15 protein-coding genes and 1 pseudogene are annotated in these 18,705 nt (G+C 60.2%); 8 read left to right on the top strand and 8 right to left on the bottom strand.

Translation table 11 applies throughout. From position 1 onward, the window contains the following. Window positions 1–25: 25 nt before the first annotated feature. The 3 genes from dut to GKZ68_RS12330 all read right to left on the bottom strand — a co-directional run bounded on the left by dut (window position 26) and on the right by GKZ68_RS12330 (window position 3,498). Complete coding sequence (dut, locus tag GKZ68_RS12320; RefSeq protein ID WP_173118395.1) at window positions 26–460, bottom strand: dUTP diphosphatase; 435 nt, start codon at window positions 458–460, stop codon at window positions 26–28. A 98-nt stretch (window positions 461–558) separates the two neighbouring features. After that, on the bottom strand, window positions 559–2,307 hold the full coding sequence (locus tag GKZ68_RS12325; protein ID WP_173115153.1) for a M3 family oligoendopeptidase: 1,749 nt from the start codon (window positions 2,305–2,307) through the stop codon (window positions 559–561). A gap of 93 nt (window positions 2,308–2,400) precedes the next feature. Further along, complete coding sequence (locus GKZ68_RS12330) at window positions 2,401–3,498, bottom strand: ferredoxin--NADP reductase (RefSeq protein WP_173115155.1); 1,098 nt, start codon at window positions 3,496–3,498, stop codon at window positions 2,401–2,403. 112 nt (window positions 3,499–3,610) lie between these two features. On the opposite strand from GKZ68_RS12330, the gene GKZ68_RS12335 reads away from it, so the two are divergent. Further along, window positions 3,611–4,291 carry a peptidoglycan DD-metalloendopeptidase family protein gene (locus tag GKZ68_RS12335; RefSeq protein WP_367949161.1) on the top strand — a complete coding sequence of 227 codons (681 nt, stop codon included), beginning with the start codon at window positions 3,611–3,613 and terminating at the stop codon, window positions 4,289–4,291. Window positions 4,292–4,317: 26 nt separating this feature from the next. Here the strand turns inward: GKZ68_RS12335 and GKZ68_RS12340 are convergent, their stop codons facing one another. Further along, window positions 4,318–5,307, bottom strand: a complete 990-nt coding sequence (locus GKZ68_RS12340) for a polyprenyl synthetase family protein (protein WP_173115157.1) — start codon at window positions 5,305–5,307, stop codon at window positions 4,318–4,320. 48 nt (window positions 5,308–5,355) lie between these two features. On the opposite strand from GKZ68_RS12340, the gene GKZ68_RS12345 reads away from it, so the two are divergent. From GKZ68_RS12345 to folK, 3 genes are all read left to right on the top strand, one after another. Then, complete coding sequence (locus GKZ68_RS12345) at window positions 5,356–6,237, top strand: alpha/beta hydrolase (protein WP_173115160.1); 882 nt, start codon at window positions 5,356–5,358, stop codon at window positions 6,235–6,237. 401 nt (window positions 6,238–6,638) lie between these two features. Further along, a complete protein-coding gene (locus GKZ68_RS12350) occupies window positions 6,639–6,821 on the top strand; it encodes a hypothetical protein (RefSeq protein ID WP_173115163.1) in 183 nt (60 codons plus the stop codon). 314 nt (window positions 6,822–7,135) lie between these two features. Continuing rightward, window positions 7,136–7,615, top strand: coding sequence for a 2-amino-4-hydroxy-6-hydroxymethyldihydropteridine diphosphokinase (gene folK, locus GKZ68_RS12355; protein WP_173115166.1), 480 nt, complete (start codon window positions 7,136–7,138; stop codon window positions 7,613–7,615). 58 nt (window positions 7,616–7,673) lie between these two features. On the opposite strand, the gene fabD is transcribed toward folK, so the two are convergent. After that, entirely contained in the window at window positions 7,674–8,588 is a 915-nt protein-coding gene (gene fabD / locus GKZ68_RS12360; protein WP_302051991.1) for an ACP S-malonyltransferase, read from the bottom strand. A 106-nt stretch (window positions 8,589–8,694) separates the two neighbouring features. Next, window positions 8,695–11,445 carry a gliding motility-associated C-terminal domain-containing protein gene (locus GKZ68_RS12365; RefSeq protein ID WP_173115169.1) on the bottom strand — a complete coding sequence of 917 codons (2,751 nt, stop codon included), beginning with the start codon at window positions 11,443–11,445 and terminating at the stop codon, window positions 8,695–8,697. Between the two features lie 357 nt (window positions 11,446–11,802). Between GKZ68_RS12365 and GKZ68_RS12370 the strand changes: the two genes are divergently transcribed. The 3 genes and pseudogenes from GKZ68_RS12370 (at window position 11,803) to GKZ68_RS12380 (ending at window position 15,393) form a co-directional block, all read left to right on the top strand. After that, window positions 11,803–12,540 carry a succinate dehydrogenase cytochrome b subunit gene (locus GKZ68_RS12370; protein ID WP_173115172.1) on the top strand — a complete coding sequence of 246 codons (738 nt, stop codon included), beginning with the start codon at window positions 11,803–11,805 and terminating at the stop codon, window positions 12,538–12,540. A gap of 18 nt (window positions 12,541–12,558) precedes the next feature. Further along, window positions 12,559–14,492, top strand: a pseudogene (locus GKZ68_RS12375) (fumarate reductase/succinate dehydrogenase flavoprotein subunit). Window positions 14,493–14,637: 145 nt separating this feature from the next. After that, a complete protein-coding gene (locus tag GKZ68_RS12380) occupies window positions 14,638–15,393 on the top strand; it encodes a succinate dehydrogenase/fumarate reductase iron-sulfur subunit (protein ID WP_173118403.1) in 756 nt (251 codons plus the stop codon). 103 nt (window positions 15,394–15,496) lie between these two features. Here GKZ68_RS12380 and GKZ68_RS12385 read toward each other — a convergent pair whose 3' ends face one another. Further along, complete coding sequence (locus GKZ68_RS12385; RefSeq protein WP_173115175.1) at window positions 15,497–16,729, bottom strand: NADP-dependent isocitrate dehydrogenase; 1,233 nt, start codon at window positions 16,727–16,729, stop codon at window positions 15,497–15,499. A gap of 188 nt (window positions 16,730–16,917) precedes the next feature. Continuing rightward, window positions 16,918–17,868: a cation diffusion facilitator family transporter gene (locus GKZ68_RS12390; protein ID WP_173115178.1), complete on the bottom strand. Its 951-nt coding sequence runs from the start codon at window positions 17,866–17,868 to the stop codon at window positions 16,918–16,920. Window positions 17,869–18,158: 290 nt separating this feature from the next. Here GKZ68_RS12390 and GKZ68_RS22100 point away from each other — a divergent pair, with 290 nt between their 5' ends. Beyond that, complete coding sequence (locus GKZ68_RS22100; protein ID WP_254243983.1) at window positions 18,159–18,686, top strand: DUF6252 family protein; 528 nt, start codon at window positions 18,159–18,161, stop codon at window positions 18,684–18,686. Window positions 18,687–18,705 lie beyond the last annotated feature (19 nt).

Below are 18,705 nucleotides of genomic sequence, written 5' to 3' on the forward strand. Positions count from 1 at the left end.
ATCCGCTATAAGCAAGTACTGCTCTTCATTTCCCCGTGCTGCCGTAGCCGCCGGCGCCGCGCACGGTTTTGCTCAGGGTTTCGGCGGGCTGCCATTCGATAGTTTCGTGGCGGGCTACTACCAGCTGGGCAATGCGCTCGCCATCCTGCACCACAAAAGGTGCATTGGAGAGATTGACCAATAGTACTTTAATTTCGCCCCGGTAGTCGGCATCGATGGTGCCGGGACTATTCACAATCCCGATGCCGTGCTTATAGGCTAGCCCGCTGCGCGGGCGCACCTGCGCCTCGTAGCCCACCGGTAGGGCCAGGCTAAGGCCGGTAGGCACGAGCGCCCGCTCCAGCGGCCCTAGCGTGAGTGGGCCGTCCGGCAGGTCGGCGCGCAGGTCGAGGCCGGCCGCATGGTCGGTCTGGTATTCGGGCAGGGGGTGCCGCGAGGAGTTGATAACGGGGATGGTCAGCATAACGGCCGCAAAGGTACTGGGCCCGGCCAGGCCCTAGGCCAAGAAAAAAGCCCGACTAGCTGCCGGGCTTTTCATTTTTAGTAACTGCTGGCACGCTACAGCGCGGCCATTTCCTCGCGCACGAAGTCGGCTAGCTGGCGCAGGTAGTCGGTGCTGAAATCGAAGCGGATACCGGCCGCCGCGTACACTTCGCCGATGGGCACGGTGTAGCCGAGCGACAGTGCGCGCTGGTAGCCGGCCAGCGCGGCGGCTGGGTGCTGCCGAAAATTGCGCCACACGGCAATGGCTCCGAGCTGCGCCATCGCGTATTCGATGTAGTAGAACGGCACTTCGTAGAGGTGCAGCTGCTTCTGCCACAAATAGGGCCGAAACTGCTCCAGGCCGCTCCAGCTCACGGTGCGCTGGTTGAAATGCTGGAAAATCTCGGTCCAGCGCTGGTGGCGCTGGGCTTCGGTATGCCCTGGGTTTTCGTATACCCAGTGCTGAAATTTATCAATGGTGGCGACCCACGGGAAGGTTTCGAGCACGCTTTCGAGGTGCGTTTTTTTGGCGCGGCGCAGCTCGGCGGGGTTGTCAAAAAATACGTCCCAGTGGTCCATGCTCATGAGCTCCATACTCATCGAGGCCAATTCAGCCACCTCGGAGGGCGGGTGTTTATCGGCCGAGAGCGGCAGGCGGCGCGTGAGGAAAGAGTGCACGGCGTGGCCGCCCTCGTGCAGCATCGTCACCACATCGCGGAGCGACGAAGTGGCATTCATAAAAATGAACGGCACGCCGGTTTCGTCGAGCGGATAGTTGTAGCCGCCGGGGGCCTTACCCTTGCGACTTTCAAGGTCGAGATGGCCCATCTGGCGCATAGTGCGCAGGCAGTCGCCCAGGAAGGGGTCGAGCCGTTGAAAGACGGTAATGGTCTTATCGAGCAGCTCGGCACCGGTGGCAAACGGGTGCAGCGGCGGCTGCCCGCTAGGGTCCACGTCGAGGTCCCAGGGGCGCAAAGCCGTTAGTTTCAGGGCTTGGCGGCGGGCTTCGTCAAACTCATTGATGAGCGGCACCACCGTGGCTCCAATAGCAGAATGGAAGTCGAAACAGTCCTCGGCCGTGTAGTCGAAGCGCCCGAGGGCGGCAAACATATAGTCTCGAAAATTGGCAAAGCCCGCATTCAGCGCCATCTGGTGGCGCAGGCCGACAAGCTCGGCAAAAAGCTGGTCGAGCGGCTGGCTGTCTTGCAGGCGCCGGGCCTGAATGGCGCGCCAGGCCTGCTCACGCACCGGGCGGCTCAGGCTCTTGAGACGGTCGGCGGCGCGGGGCAGGGTCATCTCCTCGCCGTCGAGGGTTACCGTCATGGCGCCCACGGTGGCGGCGTACTGCTGCTGCTTGGTCGAAATTTCGGTTTTAAGCGGAATATTTTCCTCGCGGTAAATTTCCGACGCCCGGCGCACCGAGCGCAGAAATACGCCGTAGCGGGTTTGGTCAAGCTCGGGCAGGTAAGGGCTAGCCAGCAGCTTTTCGTTGAGGGCGTGGTCGTAGGGCGCAGTCAGGGGCTCTACTTCCTGCACGAAGAACTGGAAAGCTTCGGCCCGGCCTTCATCCTGGGTGTCGCAGGTCATGCGGATGTAGCGCCAGGCCAGGTCTTCGCTCAGCACCGACTCCAGCTCGGAGCGGTCGAGCAGCCAGCGCTCGAGCCCAGCGGCATTGGCAATTTCGCGGTGCTGAAGCTCCTGAAAAAACGGCTCCAGCGCGGCCCAGTTGGTTACGTGGAAGTCTTCGGGCAGGTAGTGGCGGGGCGGGCGGGTGGTGTCGGTAGCCAGCGACGTGGCTAGGGTATCAAGCTCAGAAATCACCATAGAACACAAGTTACGTAAATAATTACCAGCCGTCCGAATAGTTTTTTCAGGAAATCCACAAACTTGATTTGCCTACCTAACGTCGGCTGATTATCAGCCGATTTCAATTACCACATCGGCCGTTAATGGGTGCGCTACGCAAGTAAGGATATAGCCTTTGGCCAGCTCGGCATCGGAGAGGCCCTCGCGCTCGTCGAGGTGCACCTTGCCGCTGAGGCATTTGCCCCGGCAGGCCGTGCACACGCCCGCCTGGCACGAGTAGGGCAGGTCGATGTCCTGGTCGAGGGCCGCGTCGAGGATGGTCGTTTTGGCGGGCACCACCAGCTTGTATTCGCTGCCCTCGTACTGAATCGTAACGGTGCGCTCGGTCACGGGGCCGTCGTTGTCGCCGGCCAGCGCGGCGCCGTGGGCGTCGCCGGCCTCGGCCGCATCGGCGGCGGCCAGGAAGCTTTCGCGGCGCACGCGGCTGCTCGGCACCAGAAGCAGCTCCAGGGCGGCCTGAGCTTCGGCCATCAGGCCTTCGGGCCCGCAGATATAGTACTCGGCCTGCGGCGCCGGAAACTGGTGGCGCTGCTCCAGCACCCGCAAAATAGTGGTGCGGTTGAGGCGGCCGGTGTGCTGGTGCGGGCCGGTGGGGTGCAGCGGCTGGCTATACACGTGCTCGACTTGCAGGCGGCCCCGGCTGCTAGCCTCCAGGTCGGCGAGCTGCTTTTTGAAGATAACCGTGTCCTCGTTGCGGTTGCCGTAAATGAGCAGCACGTGGCTCTGGGGCTCGGTGGCCAGCACGGCCTTTAGCATGCTCATGAGCGGCGTAATGCCCGAGCCGGCGCCGATGAGCACCAGCGAGCGGGCGGCCTTGGGGCTGGGCTGCACCACAAAGTTGCCGAGCGGCGGCAGCACTTCGTACTGCTGGCCTACTTTCACATTGTCAAGCAGATAATTACTCACTAGGCCACCCACTACGCGCTTCACGGTTACGGATAGGCGCGGGGCTTCGGCGGGCGTGCTGCTGAGCGAGTAGGCGCGGCGCTCGGGGCGGCTGCCGGCCGGGCCGCAGGGCACGAGCAGGGTCAGAAACTGGCCGGGCTTGCTGGGCACGGCCTGGCCATCGGGCCGCTGGAGGTGAATGGTAACGGTGTCAGGGGTTTCCTGGGTGAGGGCAACGACGGTGAGCGTCAGGTACGACGACATTGGGCTAAGCTTGAGTAAGGCTGCAAATTTACGCCAGCCAAGGCCGGTGAAGTTTCGCTTAATCGGCCTGGCCGGCAATTATCCTCTGCCGGGCCGGCGCTAGCTTCGCCGCATGATGCCCGACCTTGCCCCGCTGCTAGCCCGCCACCGCCACCAGTTTGCTCCCGTGTTCGATTTTTCGGTGGCTAGCCCCCAGGTGGCCCGCCTCGACTTCACGGCCGCCAACCCGCGCCTCGCCCACCCCGAGCGCCTGCGCGATACCCTGGTTTTTGATGAGCTGGTGCGCGACCTGCTAGCCGCGCAGCACGCCACCGTGGGCATCGGCGGCTATCTCGAAAACCGCGTTATCTACCGCCGCAGCCCGCATTTTGATGCTGCCACCGAGCCGCGCTCGCTGCACCTGGGCGTTGATGTGTGGGTGCCGGCCGGTACGCCCGTAGCCGCGCCGCTGGCCGGCACCGTGCACAGCCTGGCCGACAATAATAATTTCGGCGACTACGGCCCCACCATCATCTTGCAGCACGAGCTGGAAGGCACGCATTTTTTCAGCCTCTACGGCCACCTCACCCGCACCGACCTCGCCGGGCTAGCCCCTGGGCAGCTTATTGCAGCCGGCCAGTTGTTTTGCCACGTTGGCCCCCACCCCGAAAACGGCGACTGGCCGCCGCACCTGCACCTGCAGCTCATGGCCGATATGCAGGGGCGCTGGGGCGATTTTCCGGGCGTGGCCGCCCCTAGCGAGCGCGCCTACTGGGCTAGCCTCTGCCCCGATCCCATGTTGGTCTTGACCTAGCGCGAAGCCGGAGCTTCGCGCTACAGCTACTTCTCCCGTTCTATCGTGTAGTTAATCAGCGTTTCGAGCGAGTTGCGGGCGTCCGACGCGGGAAACTCGCGCAGCAGGGCCAGCGCCTCGTCGCGGTAGCGCTCCATCGTGCGGATGGCGTAATCGAGGCCGCCCGACTGCTTTACAAAGTCGATAACCTGCTGCACGCGGTCGCGGTGGCCGGCGTTGTTTTTCACGTTGTAGATAACGCGGCGCTTGTCCAGCCAGCTAGCCTGCTGCAAGGCGTAGATGAGCGGCAAGGTCATCTTTTTTTCCTTGATGTCGATGCCCACCGGCTTGCCGATTTCGGCCGTGCCGTAGTCAAACAGGTCGTCTTTTATTTGAAATGCCATGCCGACTTTCTCGCCAAAGAGCCGGGCTTTTTCGATGGTGGCCTTGTCGGCGCCGGCCGCCGCCGCGCCCACGGCCGTGCAGGAGGCAATAAGCGAAGCCGTTTTTTGGCGAATGATGTCAAAATACACCTCCTCCGTAATGTCGAGGCGGCGGGCTTTCTCAATTTGCAGCAGCTCGCCCTCGCTCAGCTCCTTCACGGCGTTGCTCACGATTTTGAGCAGGTCAAAATCATTGTTTTCGAGCGAGAGCAGCAGGCCGCGGCTCAACAAATAATCACCCACCAGCACCGCTATCTTGTTCTTCCATAAGGCATTGATGGAGAAGAAGCCGCGCCGGTAGTTGCTTTCGTCCACTACGTCGTCGTGCACCAGCGTGGCCGTATGCAGCAGCTCGATGAGGGCCGCGCCCCGAAAAACGGCCTCGGGCAGCGGGCCGCTAGGGTTATCGCTGCTGGCGCGGGCGGTCAGGAAGACAAACATCGGCCGCACCTGCTTGCCTTTGCGGCGCACGATGTAACCCATAATCTTATCGAGCAGCAGCACCCGCGTTTGCATCGACTGCCGGAATTTCACCTCAAACTCGGCCATCTCGGCAGCGATTGGAGCCTGTATTCGGTCGAGCGGATTTGCCATGCGGGCGCAATGATACGGCGGCCGGACCGCACTGCCTACCTTAGCCGCATGCTCCGTACTGTCGAGTTCACCTTAACCGGCCGGGACCACGGCCGCCTATTTGCCGCCGATGCCACCTGGCAGCCCACCGGCCAGCCCCAGCCAGTAGTGGTGTTTGTGCACGGGTTCAAGGGGTTTAAAGACTGGGGCCACTTCGGGCTGCTGGCCCGTTTTTTTGCGGAGCGAGGCTTTGTGTTCGTCAAGCTCAACCTCTCGCACAACGGGGTGGTGGTAGGTGGCACCGGCGACTTGGAAGACCTGGAAGCTTTTGGCAGAAATAATTTTAGCCTGGAGCTCGACGACCTCGGTCAATTGCTGGATGCCCTGCATACGCCCGGCGCCACGCCCCTGCCCGCCGCTAGCCTCAGCCTTAGTCGCCTTTACCTGATAGGCCACAGCAGAGGCGGCGCCCTGGTCTTATTGAAAGCGGCCGAAGACCCGCGCGTGGCGGCCGTAGCCGCCTGGGCCGCCGTGGCCGACCTGCACCCGCATTGGCCCGCCGAGGTACTGGCCCAGTGGCAGCGTGAGGGCGTGCTCTACGTGCCCAACCTACGCACCGGCCAGCAGCTGCCTATGTATTATCAGATTGCCGAGGACTATTATAAAAACCGCGCTCGCCTCGACCTGCCGGCCCTGATGCCGAGTTTGCGCCAGCCAGTGCTGCTCATGCACGGTGACCAGGATGAGACGGTGCCGCTAGCCGCCGTGCACCAGCTGCACGCCGGCCAACCGGCTGCCGAGGTAGTCGTGGTGCCCGGCGCGGGCCACATGTTTGGCGGCGCGCACCCCTGGGAAAGCCCGGTGCTACCGGCGCCGGCGCGCCTCATTGCCGAGTACACGGCGCAATTCTTCGAAAGAATTGCGAATAAAGAATTGCGCATGAAGCCCTGACGCGAACTCGCAGCTGGTGCCCCGGGTGTGGAGACGCGACCCTTCACATCTCGTGGGCACAACATCCTCTTTCAACAACAAAACGTAAAGGGTCGCGTCTTCACAATTCTCAGGCCTACGCCAGAAGGCTGGCATGGTGCTTCAAGCCGCGCAACCGCCGGCCGGAGTTCTGGGCTCGCGCGGGCGAAGAGCCCGACGAGTACGGCAAGGGCGTGTATCATCATACCCAAGCAGTTTTTGGGAGACAAAAACGCTGCTTTCAGATGAGCTGCTACGACGCTCACCGAAGGCTTTTTGGAAAATCCATTTTTTGCGACACCTTTGTCTCATTATATAAATCGGCCGCCCGCCCCGGGCTATCGGCTACCTCGCTCTCCTACCGCTTCTATTATTATTTTTTCATGGAATCCAAAACACTGCGTGCCCGCGCCGTGCGGCAAGCCCTTGCCCACCCCGCCAGTAGCTCCCCCACCTGCCGGGAGCTCCAATTACTCACCCAATACGTGCTCGGCCAGCGTAGCCGCGAGGAGCTTAACGACGAACTGCTGCGCGGCAACCGCCTGCACCTGCTGGCTATCAGCTAGCCACTTAAGGGCCACGTACCGCGCCTGCCGCTGGACGCACTGGCAACAGGGTACCTAGGCAACCGTGAGCCTAGCCGGGGCCAACCTGCTGGGCGGAGCCCGTGCGCAATGGCGTAGGCCGACTACTCGGTCCCATCCCGGTACAGGCTAATGCACCAGTCGAAGGGGGATGATATGACAAGGCGCCGTATACTGACTCCGTATCTGCTCCTAGGCTCATGCTAGCCGGGACTAGTCCTTTCGAGAATCTTGCACTGGCGGGCGGCGGTAATAGCCGGTTTAGTAGCCCTTTATCCTTTATTCTCAATTCCAAGTTGACTACATCCTACCTGCTATTGGGCAGTAATCTCGGCGACCGGGCCGCCCACTTGGCGCAGGCCCGCTACGACCTAGCCACTACCGCCGGCCGCGTGGCAGCGGCTTCAGCCCTGTACGAAACGGCGGCCTGGGGCCTCGAAGACCAGCCGGCTTTTCTCAACCAGGTGCTAGCTGTGGAAACTACCCTCGACGCCCCTACCCTGCTGGCCGCCTGTTTGGCCGCCGAACAGCAGCAGGGCCGCGAGCGGCAGGTGCGCTGGGGCGCCCGCACTTTAGATGTGGACATTCTGCTCTTCGGGCAGGAAATAATGGCGACCCCTACCCTTACGGTACCGCACCCGGCGCTACCAACCCGGCGTTTTGCCTTGGTGCCACTGGCTGAGTTAGCGCCGCAATTGGTGCACCCACAGCTGCACCACACCATTGCTGAGCTGCTGGCCGCCTGCCCCGACCCACTAGAGGTGAAGCAGTTATAAAACATTTGTCGCTAAAAAAGCACGTCAGGCTGAGCTTTTTGCTTCGTGAGCGCTGGCCTTAAGCTACCGAGCCGGCCGTGGCCGTGGGCTCGATTTTCTTCACCAAGCCTTGCAGCACTTTACCGGGGCCACACTCGACGAAGTTGGTAGCGCCATCGCGGAGCATGGCCTGCACGCTCTGCGTCCAGCGGACTGGGGCAGTGAGCTGCGCCAGCAGATTCGCTTTGATTTCGGCAGGGTCGCGGTGCGGTGCAGCATCGACGTTCTGGTACACCGGGCAGCGAGCGGGGTGAAAGGTGGTGCGCTCGATGGCTTCGGCCAGAGCAGCCTGGGCCGATTGCATCAGGGGCGAGTGAAAGGCGCCGCCCACTGGCAGCGGCAGGGCGCGCTTGGCCCCAGCGGCTTTCAGTACCTCGCAGGCTTTGGCAATGCCCGCCGTCGAGCCCGAAATGACGAGTTGGCCGGGACAGTTATAGTTGGCGGCCACCACAACGTCGCCGCCGGTGGCTACCTGCTGGCAGCCCTGCTCCACGGCTTCGTCGGCCAGGCCCAGAATGGCGGCCATCGTGCCGGGCTGCTCGTCGCAGGCAGCCTGCATGGCCTGGGCGCGGCGCGCTACCAGGGGCAGCGCATCGGCGAAGGTGAGCACGCCGGCCGCTACCAGAGCCGAAAACTCGCCCAGCGAATGGCCCGCTACCATGCTGGGCTGCAAGTCGGGCCGGGCCACAAACTGCGCTACCGAATGCACAAACACGGCCGGCTGCGTTACATCGGTGCGGCGCAGGTCGTCCTCCGTGCCCTCAAACATGAGCTTGGTGAGGTTGAAGCCCAGAATGTCATTGGCCTGAGTAAGCAGGGCGCGGGCGGCTTCGCTCTGCTCAAAAAGCTCGCGGGCCATGCCCGGAAACTGCGAGCCCTGGCCCGGAAATACTACGGCCGTCGCGGCGGCTTCGGATGGGTGGGAAGGTGTCAAGATGCTCAAAAAATTAAACCAGGTAATGGAATGCCAGCGGCAAAATAAAGCCAAAAAAGCCGCCCCGGTCGGGGGCGGCTTTTTTGGCAGCGGGTTAGCAGCTCGGCTAGCGAATCAGCTCGACCCAACCTTTATAGGTGCGTTTGGTCAGGGCAGCGTCGGCAAACTCTACCTCAGCTAGGTAGTAGTAGATGCCGCCCGAGGCCAGGCCGCTGGTCGAGCTTTCGCCCGATGCCCCGCCACCGGTCCAGTTGATGTAAGGGTCCTTGTCGCTCTCGTATACCTTGCGGCCCCAGCGGTTGAAAATCTGGATGTGGGTGCGCAGGAGCGGGCTGCTCACCTTGGGCCGGAACACGTCGTTGGCGTTATCGCCGTTGGGCGTGAAGATGTTGGGCAGAATGAAGAATACGCAATCGGCCTGGCAGGCCGAGTTGCTGAGGCCGCTGCGCTGGCCCGAGGCGGCTACGGCCTGCACCTTGTAGCAGTACGTGGGCCGGGGCCGGTTGCGGTCGACGTAGGTGAGCTGCGCGGTCGAGTCAATCAGGACGTAGGGGCCGCCATCGGTATCGGCGCGGAAGACGCGGTAGTAGATGGCATTGGCCTGGCAGCCGGCGGGCATGTTGCCGACCGTCCAGCGCAGGTTGTTCTGGTACATCTGGTTTACCGGCAGGTACGACGGCAGGCTAGCCAGGCTGTCGCAGTTGGTTACTTGCAGCGTGAGCACCGGGGTGCAGGGGATGGCCTGGAGCGTGGCGCATATTTGCTGGCTGTTGTTCAGCAAATTGCTCAGGAAGCTGTAGTTGGCGTACTGGCCGGTAGTCTGCACGTAGTAGCAGTATTCCTGGCCGGCCACGAGGTTGCGGTCTACATACGTGCCGCTGGTGGCGCCCGGCGTCACGGTCGCCACCTGGTTGAACGTAGTGCTGCCGGGGTCCTTGCGGTAGATGCGGCTCGGCTGCTTGCTATTATCCCACGGCACGTTGTAGGCCCAGTTCACCGTCATGGTTTTGTTGATGCCGTCGGCAATGAGGCTGGCGCGCACGCTGGTGGCCGGGGGCGCGGTTTCCTGCACCGGCGTAGTGCTGGTAGGCACCGTGTTGAAGAACGTGAGCGAGTATGTGTACTGGTTGGCCACCGTGTTCAGGCCCCGGTCTACGTAGGTCGTGTCGGTAAGATTGGTAAGGGTGGCCACTAGCGTAGCGGGCCCGGTGCCAATGCTGCGGCTCAGCTCGTAGCGCGGCGACACAAACGCGCCCGCATCGGCTCGGGGCCGGGTCCACTTCACGGTAATTTGGCCAGTGGTGGTGCTGGTCGTATTCACGTCCACGTTGGTGAGCATGGCCGAGCGCCCGTTGAAGGTCAGGCAGGCTTCGTTCGAAACGATGCTGGCGCCGCCGGCCGGCCGCGGAAACGTAGCGTAGATGCGGTAGCTATACGACTTACCCCGCACCAGCCCCTGGTTGTCGGCAAAGGTGGTAACCGTGGGCGACACCGAGCCTATCTGCACGTAGCCCGCGCCCGCAGGCACGCCCGTATCGCAGGGGCCAGGGGTATAGGCGTAGCAGCCTTCGCGCCGGAAAATCAGTATCTGGCTGGCATTCTGGCAGGTGTACTTATCCCAGGTCAGCACACTCACCAGCCCGCCCGGCGTGCCTGAGGGCGTGGCCTTCAGGTTTTGGGGGGGCGGCCCCACCACGGTTATGCGCACCGGCTTGATATCCACAAGGGGCGGTGTAGCCGAGTTGGGTGGCGTGTCCTGCGCCTTGAACACGACGATGTAGGGCTGGTCGGCCACGTTGCTGCAATCGGGCGTCCACTTAAAAGTGCCGGTGACGGAAGTACCCGTATTATTCTGCCTAAACGTAGCCGGCGGCAGGATGCCGCTGTAAGCAAACAGTGTCACGTTGGTAGCCGGCGAGCTGGGGCTGGAGCCATCAGCGGCTGACACATTGAGCGTAACCGGTGTGCCCGCCACCACGCACAAATCGGGTGGCACCGTCAGGGTTGGTGGCAGGTTATTAGTAGCCGTCACGATAATCTGCATATCGCGGATAACCGTTCCAATCTTGCGAAAGCCGAAGGTCGTGCGCCGAAACTCATCCACCGTGAAGGCGATGTTGTAGATACCGGCCCTAGCCGGCGCATTCCAAGTTATCTGCCCGGTATGTACATCCTGAGAGATGAATGATTTAGCCCCCGGCACCCCAGCCGGCACGCCAGAGTAAGCCACTTGCACCGCATTGGGTACAATACTAGGGTCGTCGGGATAGACATAATTGGTGACAGTAGAAGGCACTGGCAGGTTAGTAACGCTAGCACTACTAACAGATGCTTGCTGGCAAGTACGCAGGTGAAACGCCATCGAGTCGCCATCGGCATCGTAAGCGGCCGGGTTGTGCAGAAATACCTGCCCTACTGCCGCTTTGTCTACAGCTGGCGCTCTTAGTATCGGTGAGTTGTCGAGGCCATAGGACGGGTTTATGGGAATCAACGTGCTGACATAAAATGTCTGCGAAGCAGAACTTGCCATGTTTAAAATGCCCGCATTCCGGTTTTCCCCAACGAAGCTAATTGTGTAGTTGCCTGGCCCTGGGAAAGTATGGTCGCAACTATAGGTAAAAACGTCGGTATCCCCATTAATGCGGGGTGGGTTGGCATTCTTCAGAATACCGTCCTGCCGGGTGCCATCACCAAAGTATATGGTGACCGATGGCTGGTCCACTCCACCAGTATCTCGATACAGCGTAAACTTAATAAAGAACCGGTTGGGGTTGCCGGTGGCCGTATCCACCTTCACCTGGATGTCGCCCGCCCGAATGTGCGAGGCTAGCGCCGTTTGCGGGCGCAGCCAGCCCAAAACCAGCAGTATCGCAGCCAGCAACCAGGCACCCCGCCTTGCATTCTTGCTAAAAGATAAAAGATCTTGCATAATCTACCTGTGTTGAAAGACAGCTTACTACCGCGAAAATTGAACTCCGCCCTTATCGGCCAGCACTACCCAACCTTTTGCGCGAGTGGATAGTTGTCCTAAAGTAAGCAGCAAATCAGCTAACGGTATTTCAGGGAGATTGATTCACGCTGCTTGTCTGCCTGGCTAGCCCCTGAGTTTAACCTTTCTAAATAACGGCTATGTTACGCCTGCACCTTGGGCTGAGCCCGCCCTCGGCCCTACCTTTGAGCGGTACAAACGGTCATTTTCTCGACTGAAATCTCTATGAACTGGTTTACAAAAACCTTTACCAGCAGCATCGGGCGCAAGATTATCATGTCCCTTACGGGCCTGTTTCTCTGCACGTTCCTGGTGGTGCACCTGGTTGGCAACCTCCAGCTTTTCAAACACGACGACGGGGTAGCCTTTAATACCTACTCCCATTTCATGGGTACTAATCCGGTTATCCGCACTATCGAGTGGGGGCTGGTGCTGGGCTTTGGCTTCCACATCTACGAGGCCCTGATGCTGACCACCCGCAATAAAGGTGCCCGCTCGCACGGCTACGCGCAGTGGGAAGCCAAGCAAAACTCGGAGTGGACCTCGCGCAATATGGGTATTCTAGGCTCGATTATTCTGGTGTTTCTGATTGTGCACCTCTACAATTTCTTCTGGCGCGCCCGCTTCGGCACGCTCGATGCCGACATAAACCATAACGATGATTTGTACAAAGTCGTGGTTACCTCTTTTCACCAGTGGTGGTACGTAGTGCTCTACGTGGCCGCCCAGGCTAGCCTGGGCTACCACCTGTGGCACGGCTTCCGCTCGGGTTTTCAGACCCTGGGCCTGAACCACCGCAAATACATGCCGCTGATTAAGAACTTTGGCTACGCTTTCGCGGTCATAGTATCGGCCGGCTTTGCTTCGATGCCGCTCTACTTCCTGTTTTTCACGAATGAGAACGGGGCCCTCGTTTCCAGCGCACCGGCCGTGCTGCACCAGCTTGCGCTGGCGTTCAACTAATTTCAGTTTCTTGCCCTTATGAATCTGACTTCCAAAGCGCCCGAAGGCCCCTAGCCGAAAAGTGGGACAAGCATAAGTTTAACGTCAAGCTCGTCAACCCCGCCAACAAGCGGAAATACGACGTGATTGTGGTGGGCACGGGCCTAGCCGGCGCTTCGGCGGCGGCTTCGCTGGCCGAGCTGGGCTACAACGTAAAAGCGTTTACCTACCACGACTCGCCGCGCCGGGCGCACTCCATTGCGGCGCAGGGCGGCATCAACGCCGCTAAAAATTACCAGAACGACGGCGACTCGGTGTTCCGCCTGTTTTACGACACCATCAAGGGCGGCGACTACCGCGCCCGTGAGGCCAACGTGTACCGGCTAGCCCAGGTATCGGTCAATATCATTGACCAGTGCGTAGCGCAGGGCGTGCCATTTGCCCGCGAGTACGGTGGGCTGTTGGCCAACCGTTCCTTCGGCGGGGCGCAGGTGAGCCGCACGTTTTACGCCCGCGGCCAGACCGGGCAGCAGCTGCTGCTAGGGGCCTACTCGGCCCTGAGCCGGCAGATTGCCTACGGCAAGGTGAAGATGTACACCCGCTCGGAAATGCTCGATGTAGTGGTGATTGATGGCCAGGCGCGCGGCATTATTACCCGCAACCTCATCACCGGCGAGGTGCAGACGCACGCGGCCCACGCCGTAGTGCTGGCCACTGGCGGCTACGGCAACGTGTTTTACCTGAGCACCAACGCCATGTACTGCAACGCCACCGCCGCATGGCGTGCCCACAAAAAGGGCGCGTATTTCGCTAACCCCTGCTTCACCCAGATTCACCCCACCTGCATCCCAGTATCGGGCGACTACCAGTCGAAGCTGACGCTGATGTCGGAGTCGCTGCGCAACGACGGCCGCGTGTGGGTACCCAAGACGGTAGCCCTAGCCGAGCGCGTGCGCAAAGGTGAGCTTAAGCCGCAAGACATTCAGGAAGATGACCGCGACTATTTCCTGGAGCGTAAGTACCCGGCGTTCGGCAACTTAGTGCCGCGCGACGTAGCCTCGCGCAACGCCAAGCAGATGTGTGATGAAGGCCGGGGCGTGGGCTCATCAGGCCTAGCCGTATACCTCGACTTTGCCGACGTCATCAAGCGCACCAGCGCCGAGGCGGTAAGCCAGAAGTACGGTAACCTCTTCGAGATGTACAAGAAGATTACCGACGAAAATCCCTACCAGATGCCGATGCGCATCTATCCGGCAGTGCACTATACTATGGGCGGCCTGTGGGTTGACTATAACCTGCAAACCACCGTACCAGGCCTTTACGCAGCTGGTGAGTGCAACTTCTCCGACCACGGCGCCAACCGCTTGGGGGCTTCTGCCCTTATGCAGGGCCTGGCCGATGGCTACTTTGTAATTCCGTACACTATTGGTGATTACCTGGCTGCTACACCACCCAAGCCGGTAACGACTGACCACCCCGCCTTTGCCGAAGCCAAAGCTGGCGTGCAGGCCCGCGTCGAGCAGTTGCTCGCCATCAAGGGCAACCGCACGCCCGACGAGTTTCACAAAAAGCTCGGCCACCTCATGTGGGAATACTGTGGCATGGCCCGCAACGCCGAAGGCCTGCGCTACGCCAAAGCCGAAATCGCTAAGCTGCGCAGGGAGTTCTGGAGCGACGTGAAAGTGGTAGGCTCGGGTGAGGAAATGAACCAGGCCCTGGAGAAAGCCGGCCGCGTGGCCGACTTCATCGAACTAGGTGAGCTAATGGTAGACGACGCCTTGGACCGCAACGAAAGCTGCGGCGGTCACTTCCGCGAAGAATACGCTACCGAGGAAGGCGAAGCCAAGCGCGACGATGACCACTACGCCTACGTAGCTGCCTGGGAGTACATGGGCGAAAACCAGCCCGAGCGCCTCAATAAGGAAGAGCTGGTGTTCGAAAACGTAAAGCTGACTCAGCGCAGTTACAAATAACAACTTGATTGTCATGCTGAACGCAGTGAAGCATCTCGCGGGCAGCAGTAATTACCTATTACCCCAACGACGCGAGCGAGATGCTTCACTGCGTTCAGCATGACGTTTTACTATAATGGCCGGTTCTAACCCCAACGCTAAACCAATGAACCTGACGCTGAAAGTTTGGCGTCAGCCTAACCGTCAGACGGAAGGCCAAATGGTTGACTATCAAGTGAAAGATATTTCGCCCGATATGTCTTTCCTGGAAATGCTCGACGTGCTCAACGAGGACCTACTCCACCAAGGCCAGGACCCGGTAGCCTTCGACCACGACTGCCGTGAGGGCATCTGCGGCTCATGTGACCTGTTTATCAATGGCCGCTCGCACGGCCCCGAGAAGGGCACCACTACTTGCCAGCTGCACATGCGCAAGTTTTCGGATGGTGATACCATTACCATCGAACCCTGGCGCGCCAACGCCTTCCCGGTAAATAAAGACCTGAGCGTGGACCGCTCGGCCTTCGACCGCATTATTCAGGCGGGCGGCTACGTGAGCGTGAATACCGGCGGTGCACCCGATGGCAACGAGATTCCGATTCCGAAGGACATTGCTGACCGTGCGTTTGAGGCGGCCACCTGCATTGGCTGCGGCGCGTGCGTGGCCGCTTGCAAAAATGCCTCGGCCATGCTTTTCGTGTCGGCCAAGGTATCGCAGTTGGCCCTATTGCCCCAGGGCCAGGTAGAGCGCCAGACGCGCGTCGAGAATATGGTGGCCCAGATGGACATCGAAGGCTTCGGTGCCTGCTCCAATATTGGCTCGTGCGCGGCCGAGTGCCCGGTAGGTATCTCGCTCGAAAATATTGCGATTCTAAATCGCGAATTCCTGACGGCCAAAGCCGCCTCGAATAATCTTGCGTAAGCAATACACGCTTCACAAAAAAAGCTCTCTGGTTTGGCCAGGGAGCTTTTTTTGTGAATAATTCCACAACTGGGCAAGCTCAGTATTCCGCTAGCCCAATCGTTTACTTACCTAGCTTCTTCTTCAGGTTCTCATCGAGCGCTTCCAGGAATTCCTCGGTGTAGAGGTAGTCGCGGCCGTGCTCTACCTTGTTGCCGTGGATGCAGACGGCCAGGTCCTTAGTCATTTTGCCGCTTTCCACGGTTTCGACGCACACAGCCTCCAGCGCCTGGCAGAAGTCGATAAGCTCCTGGTTGCCGTCGAGCTTGCCGCGGAACTCTAGGCCGCGCGTCCAGGCGAAGATGCTGGCGATGGGGTTGGTGCTGGTAGGCTTGCCCTTCTGGTGGTCGCGGTAGTGGCGCGTCACGGTGCCGTGGGCGGCTTCGGCCTCCATTACGGTGCCGTCGGGCGTCACGAGCGTCGAGGTCATCAGGCCGAGCGAGCCGAAGCCCTGGGCCACGGTGTCGCTCTGCACGTCGCCGTCGTAGTTTTTGCAGGCCCACACAAAGTTGCCGTTCCATTTAAGGGCCGAGGCTACCATGTCATCGATGAGGCGGTGCTCGTAGGTGATGCCGGCAGCCTTGAATTTGTCCTGGTAATCCTGCTCGTAAATCTCCTGAAAGATGTCCTTAAAGCGGCCATCGTACTTCTTTAGGATGGTGTTTTTGGTGCTCAAGTACAGCGGCCAGCCCTTCATTAGGGCCTGGTTGAAGCAGGCGTGGGCAAAGCCCCGGATGCTTTCGTCGGTGTTGTACATGGCCAGGGCCACGCCATCATTTTTAAAGTTGAACACTTCAAACGACTGCACCTCGCCGCCGTCCTCGGGCGTGAAGGTGATGGTAAGCTTGCCTTTGCCTTTGGTTACGAAGTCGGTGGCGCGGTACTGGTCGCCGAAGGCGTGGCGGCCGATGCAGATGGGGGCCGTCCAGTTGGGCACCAGGCGGGGCACGTTGCTCATCACGATGGGCTCGCGGAACACGGTGCCGTCCAGGATGTTGCGAATGGTGCCGTTGGGCGATTTCCACATCTGCTTCAGGCCAAACTCGGCCACGCGCTCCTCGTCGGGGGTGATGGTAGCGCACTTGATGCCCACGCCATACTGCTTGATGGCATTGGCCGAGTCGATGGTTACCTGGTCATTCGTTTCGTCGCGGTACTCGATGCCGAGGTCATAGTACTTGATGTCGAGGTCGAGGTAAGGCAGGATGAGCTTGTCCTTGATAAATTTCCAGATGATGCGCGTCATTTCGTCGCCATCGAGCTCTACTACGGGGTTGGCTACTTTAATTTTGGCCATTTCAGCGGTGGGATTGTGTGAGGGGTGGGCCCGCACTGCCTGCGCAGCACAGGTTACTAACTTGGCGGGGGCTAACACGCCGCGGGGCCGCGTTGTTATTAGCCGCGTCAATATTAAGCACGGTTTAGCGCTCGGCGGCGGGCCAGCCTAGCCGCAAACGTTTGCGCCTCCTTAGCGGCCCCAATAATTTATGCAGTGGGCTTTTCGGGCAATCCTAGTGCGGCGGGCTGAATGAAAATGTGCCGTACATCGGGGTGCGCCGCCTTAATGGCATCGCAGAGCTGCCCGATAACCTGCGTGAGCTGGCTAGCCGGCAGGCCGGGCACAAACTCGACGGGCACCACCACCAGTATCTCGTGCGGGCTGAGATAGGACGAGAGCGGCGGTGCCGAACGCACTATATGTTGGTCAGCATCCAGCAACGCGCTGATTTTTACCAGCAGCGGCGTTTCAGCGGGCTCGCCTAGCAGCAGGCTTTTAGTTTCGCGCAGCAGCAGGCCAGCCACTACCAGTAGCAGCAGCCCAATGAGCACTGAGGCCAGGCCGTCGAGTTCGGGCCTATTCAGCCAGTGGCTGAGAAAAACGCCTAAGAAGGCAATGAGCAGGCCGAGCAAGTCGGAGGCATCTTCAAACAGCACCACAAAAATCGAGGGGTCTTTGCTAGCCCGGAAGGCCGCCCAGAATGGCTGCTGGCCGCGCTGGGCATTGAAGGTGCGCCGCGCCACCAGAAACGAACTGCCATCGAGGCAAAAGGCCACGGCCAGCACCACGTAGTTCCAGGTGGGGCTACCGAGTGGCGCGGGGTGGCGCAGGTGCTCGTAGCCCTCGTACAGTGACAGGCCCCCGCCGATGGCGAAGATGAATACCGCCACCATAAACGCCCAGAAATACAGCTCGCGCCCGTAGCCGAAGGGCCGCCGCTCGGTAGCCGGCTGCCGGCTACTGCGCAGCCCCAGCAGCAGTAGCCACTCATTAGCCGTATCGACCAGCGAGTGAATACCCTCGGAGAGCATAGCCGACGAGCCCGTGAACCACGCCGCCACAAACTTGATGAGGGCAATGCCCAGATTGGCCGCCAGAGCGGCAATGATGGCGGTTTTAGACTGAGGGTGGCCGGGGGCGTCGGTGGGGGTAGACAAGAGCGAGGACCGTAAGAAATAAAAAGTGGCAGACCGCCGCGCAAGCTGAAGCTAGCCAGCGCAGGTAATACGGCCCGGCAATAGTTTGGTACTACTTGCTGGCGATGACGTGCCCGCGCGACCTTTCTAAAATCAGATTTTTTACCTTCTAGCAGCTCCTAATCACTGTTTTTAAGCCCGGAGCGGCGATTTGTAAAGTCCGCTACACACAACTATTGAATTGGTAAGCAATGGGCGGAGCAGGTGCTTTGTCGTTCCGCAGGCATACGTACCACCCTACTTACTATTTCATGAAAAAGCTATTCTTTTCAGGTATTCTGCTGTTTGCAGTAGCCTGCCACCAAAAAGACCCTACACCGTCGGGCCCGAATACTTTTTCTTGTCAGATTGAGGGTAGAGATTTTACTCCTTACATCGCACCCACCCTTTTCGTTACTCCTCCCAAAGCCCTGGAAACTGGCAGCTATAATCGCAGGGGCGGCCTGGTAATCGAAGCTCGGACCAGCTTTGATGAGCTAACAATCTGGCTGCTAGCTGCGCGTAGCCCAGGCACTTATCAGCTTGGCAAGGGAACACCTTACTGGAAGCCATCGGGCAATTATGCCACTTATACCAGTACCCCGCCCGCGCCCGCCAGTGGGCCGCTTTTACCTATATCATATTACTTTACCGACAGTGCAGCAGTGGGCACCGTTACGCTCATCCGGTACGACACAGTAGCGCACGTAGCCAGCGGCACCTTTAGCTATACGGCGCGCGAAATCACGACTGGTAAGCTGGCCCACCTCACCAATGGGCGCTTCGACGTGGCACTCTAAGCTACTGCCTGATACCAAC

Origin of the sequence: Hymenobacter sp. BRD128 (assembly GCF_013256625.1) — a bacterium.
Lineage (GTDB): Bacteria > Bacteroidota > Bacteroidia > Cytophagales > Hymenobacteraceae > Hymenobacter.

Coding starts and splice junctions, on each gene's coding strand:
- GKZ68_RS12335 (WP_367949161.1), top strand. CDS start 3,611: ATGATGCCCGACCTTGCCCCGCTGCTAGCCCGCCACCGCCACCAGTTT.
- GKZ68_RS12350 (WP_173115163.1), top strand. CDS start 6,639: ATGGAATCCAAAACACTGCGTGCCCGCGCCGTGCGGCAAGCCCTTGCC.
- GKZ68_RS12370 (WP_173115172.1), top strand. CDS start 11,803: ATGAACTGGTTTACAAAAACCTTTACCAGCAGCATCGGGCGCAAGATT.
- GKZ68_RS12325 (WP_173115153.1), bottom strand. CDS start 2,307: ATGGTGATTTCTGAGCTTGATACCCTAGCCACGTCGCTGGCTACCGAC.
- GKZ68_RS12380 (WP_173118403.1), top strand. CDS start 14,638: ATGAACCTGACGCTGAAAGTTTGGCGTCAGCCTAACCGTCAGACGGAA.
- GKZ68_RS12345 (WP_173115160.1), top strand. CDS start 5,356: ATGCTCCGTACTGTCGAGTTCACCTTAACCGGCCGGGACCACGGCCGC.
- GKZ68_RS12385 (WP_173115175.1), bottom strand. CDS start 16,729: ATGGCCAAAATTAAAGTAGCCAACCCCGTAGTAGAGCTCGATGGCGAC.
- GKZ68_RS22100 (WP_254243983.1), top strand. CDS start 18,159: ATGAAAAAGCTATTCTTTTCAGGTATTCTGCTGTTTGCAGTAGCCTGC.
- GKZ68_RS12340 (WP_173115157.1), bottom strand. CDS start 5,307: ATGGCAAATCCGCTCGACCGAATACAGGCTCCAATCGCTGCCGAGATG.
- GKZ68_RS12330 (WP_173115155.1), bottom strand. CDS start 3,498: ATGTCGTCGTACCTGACGCTCACCGTCGTTGCCCTCACCCAGGAAACC.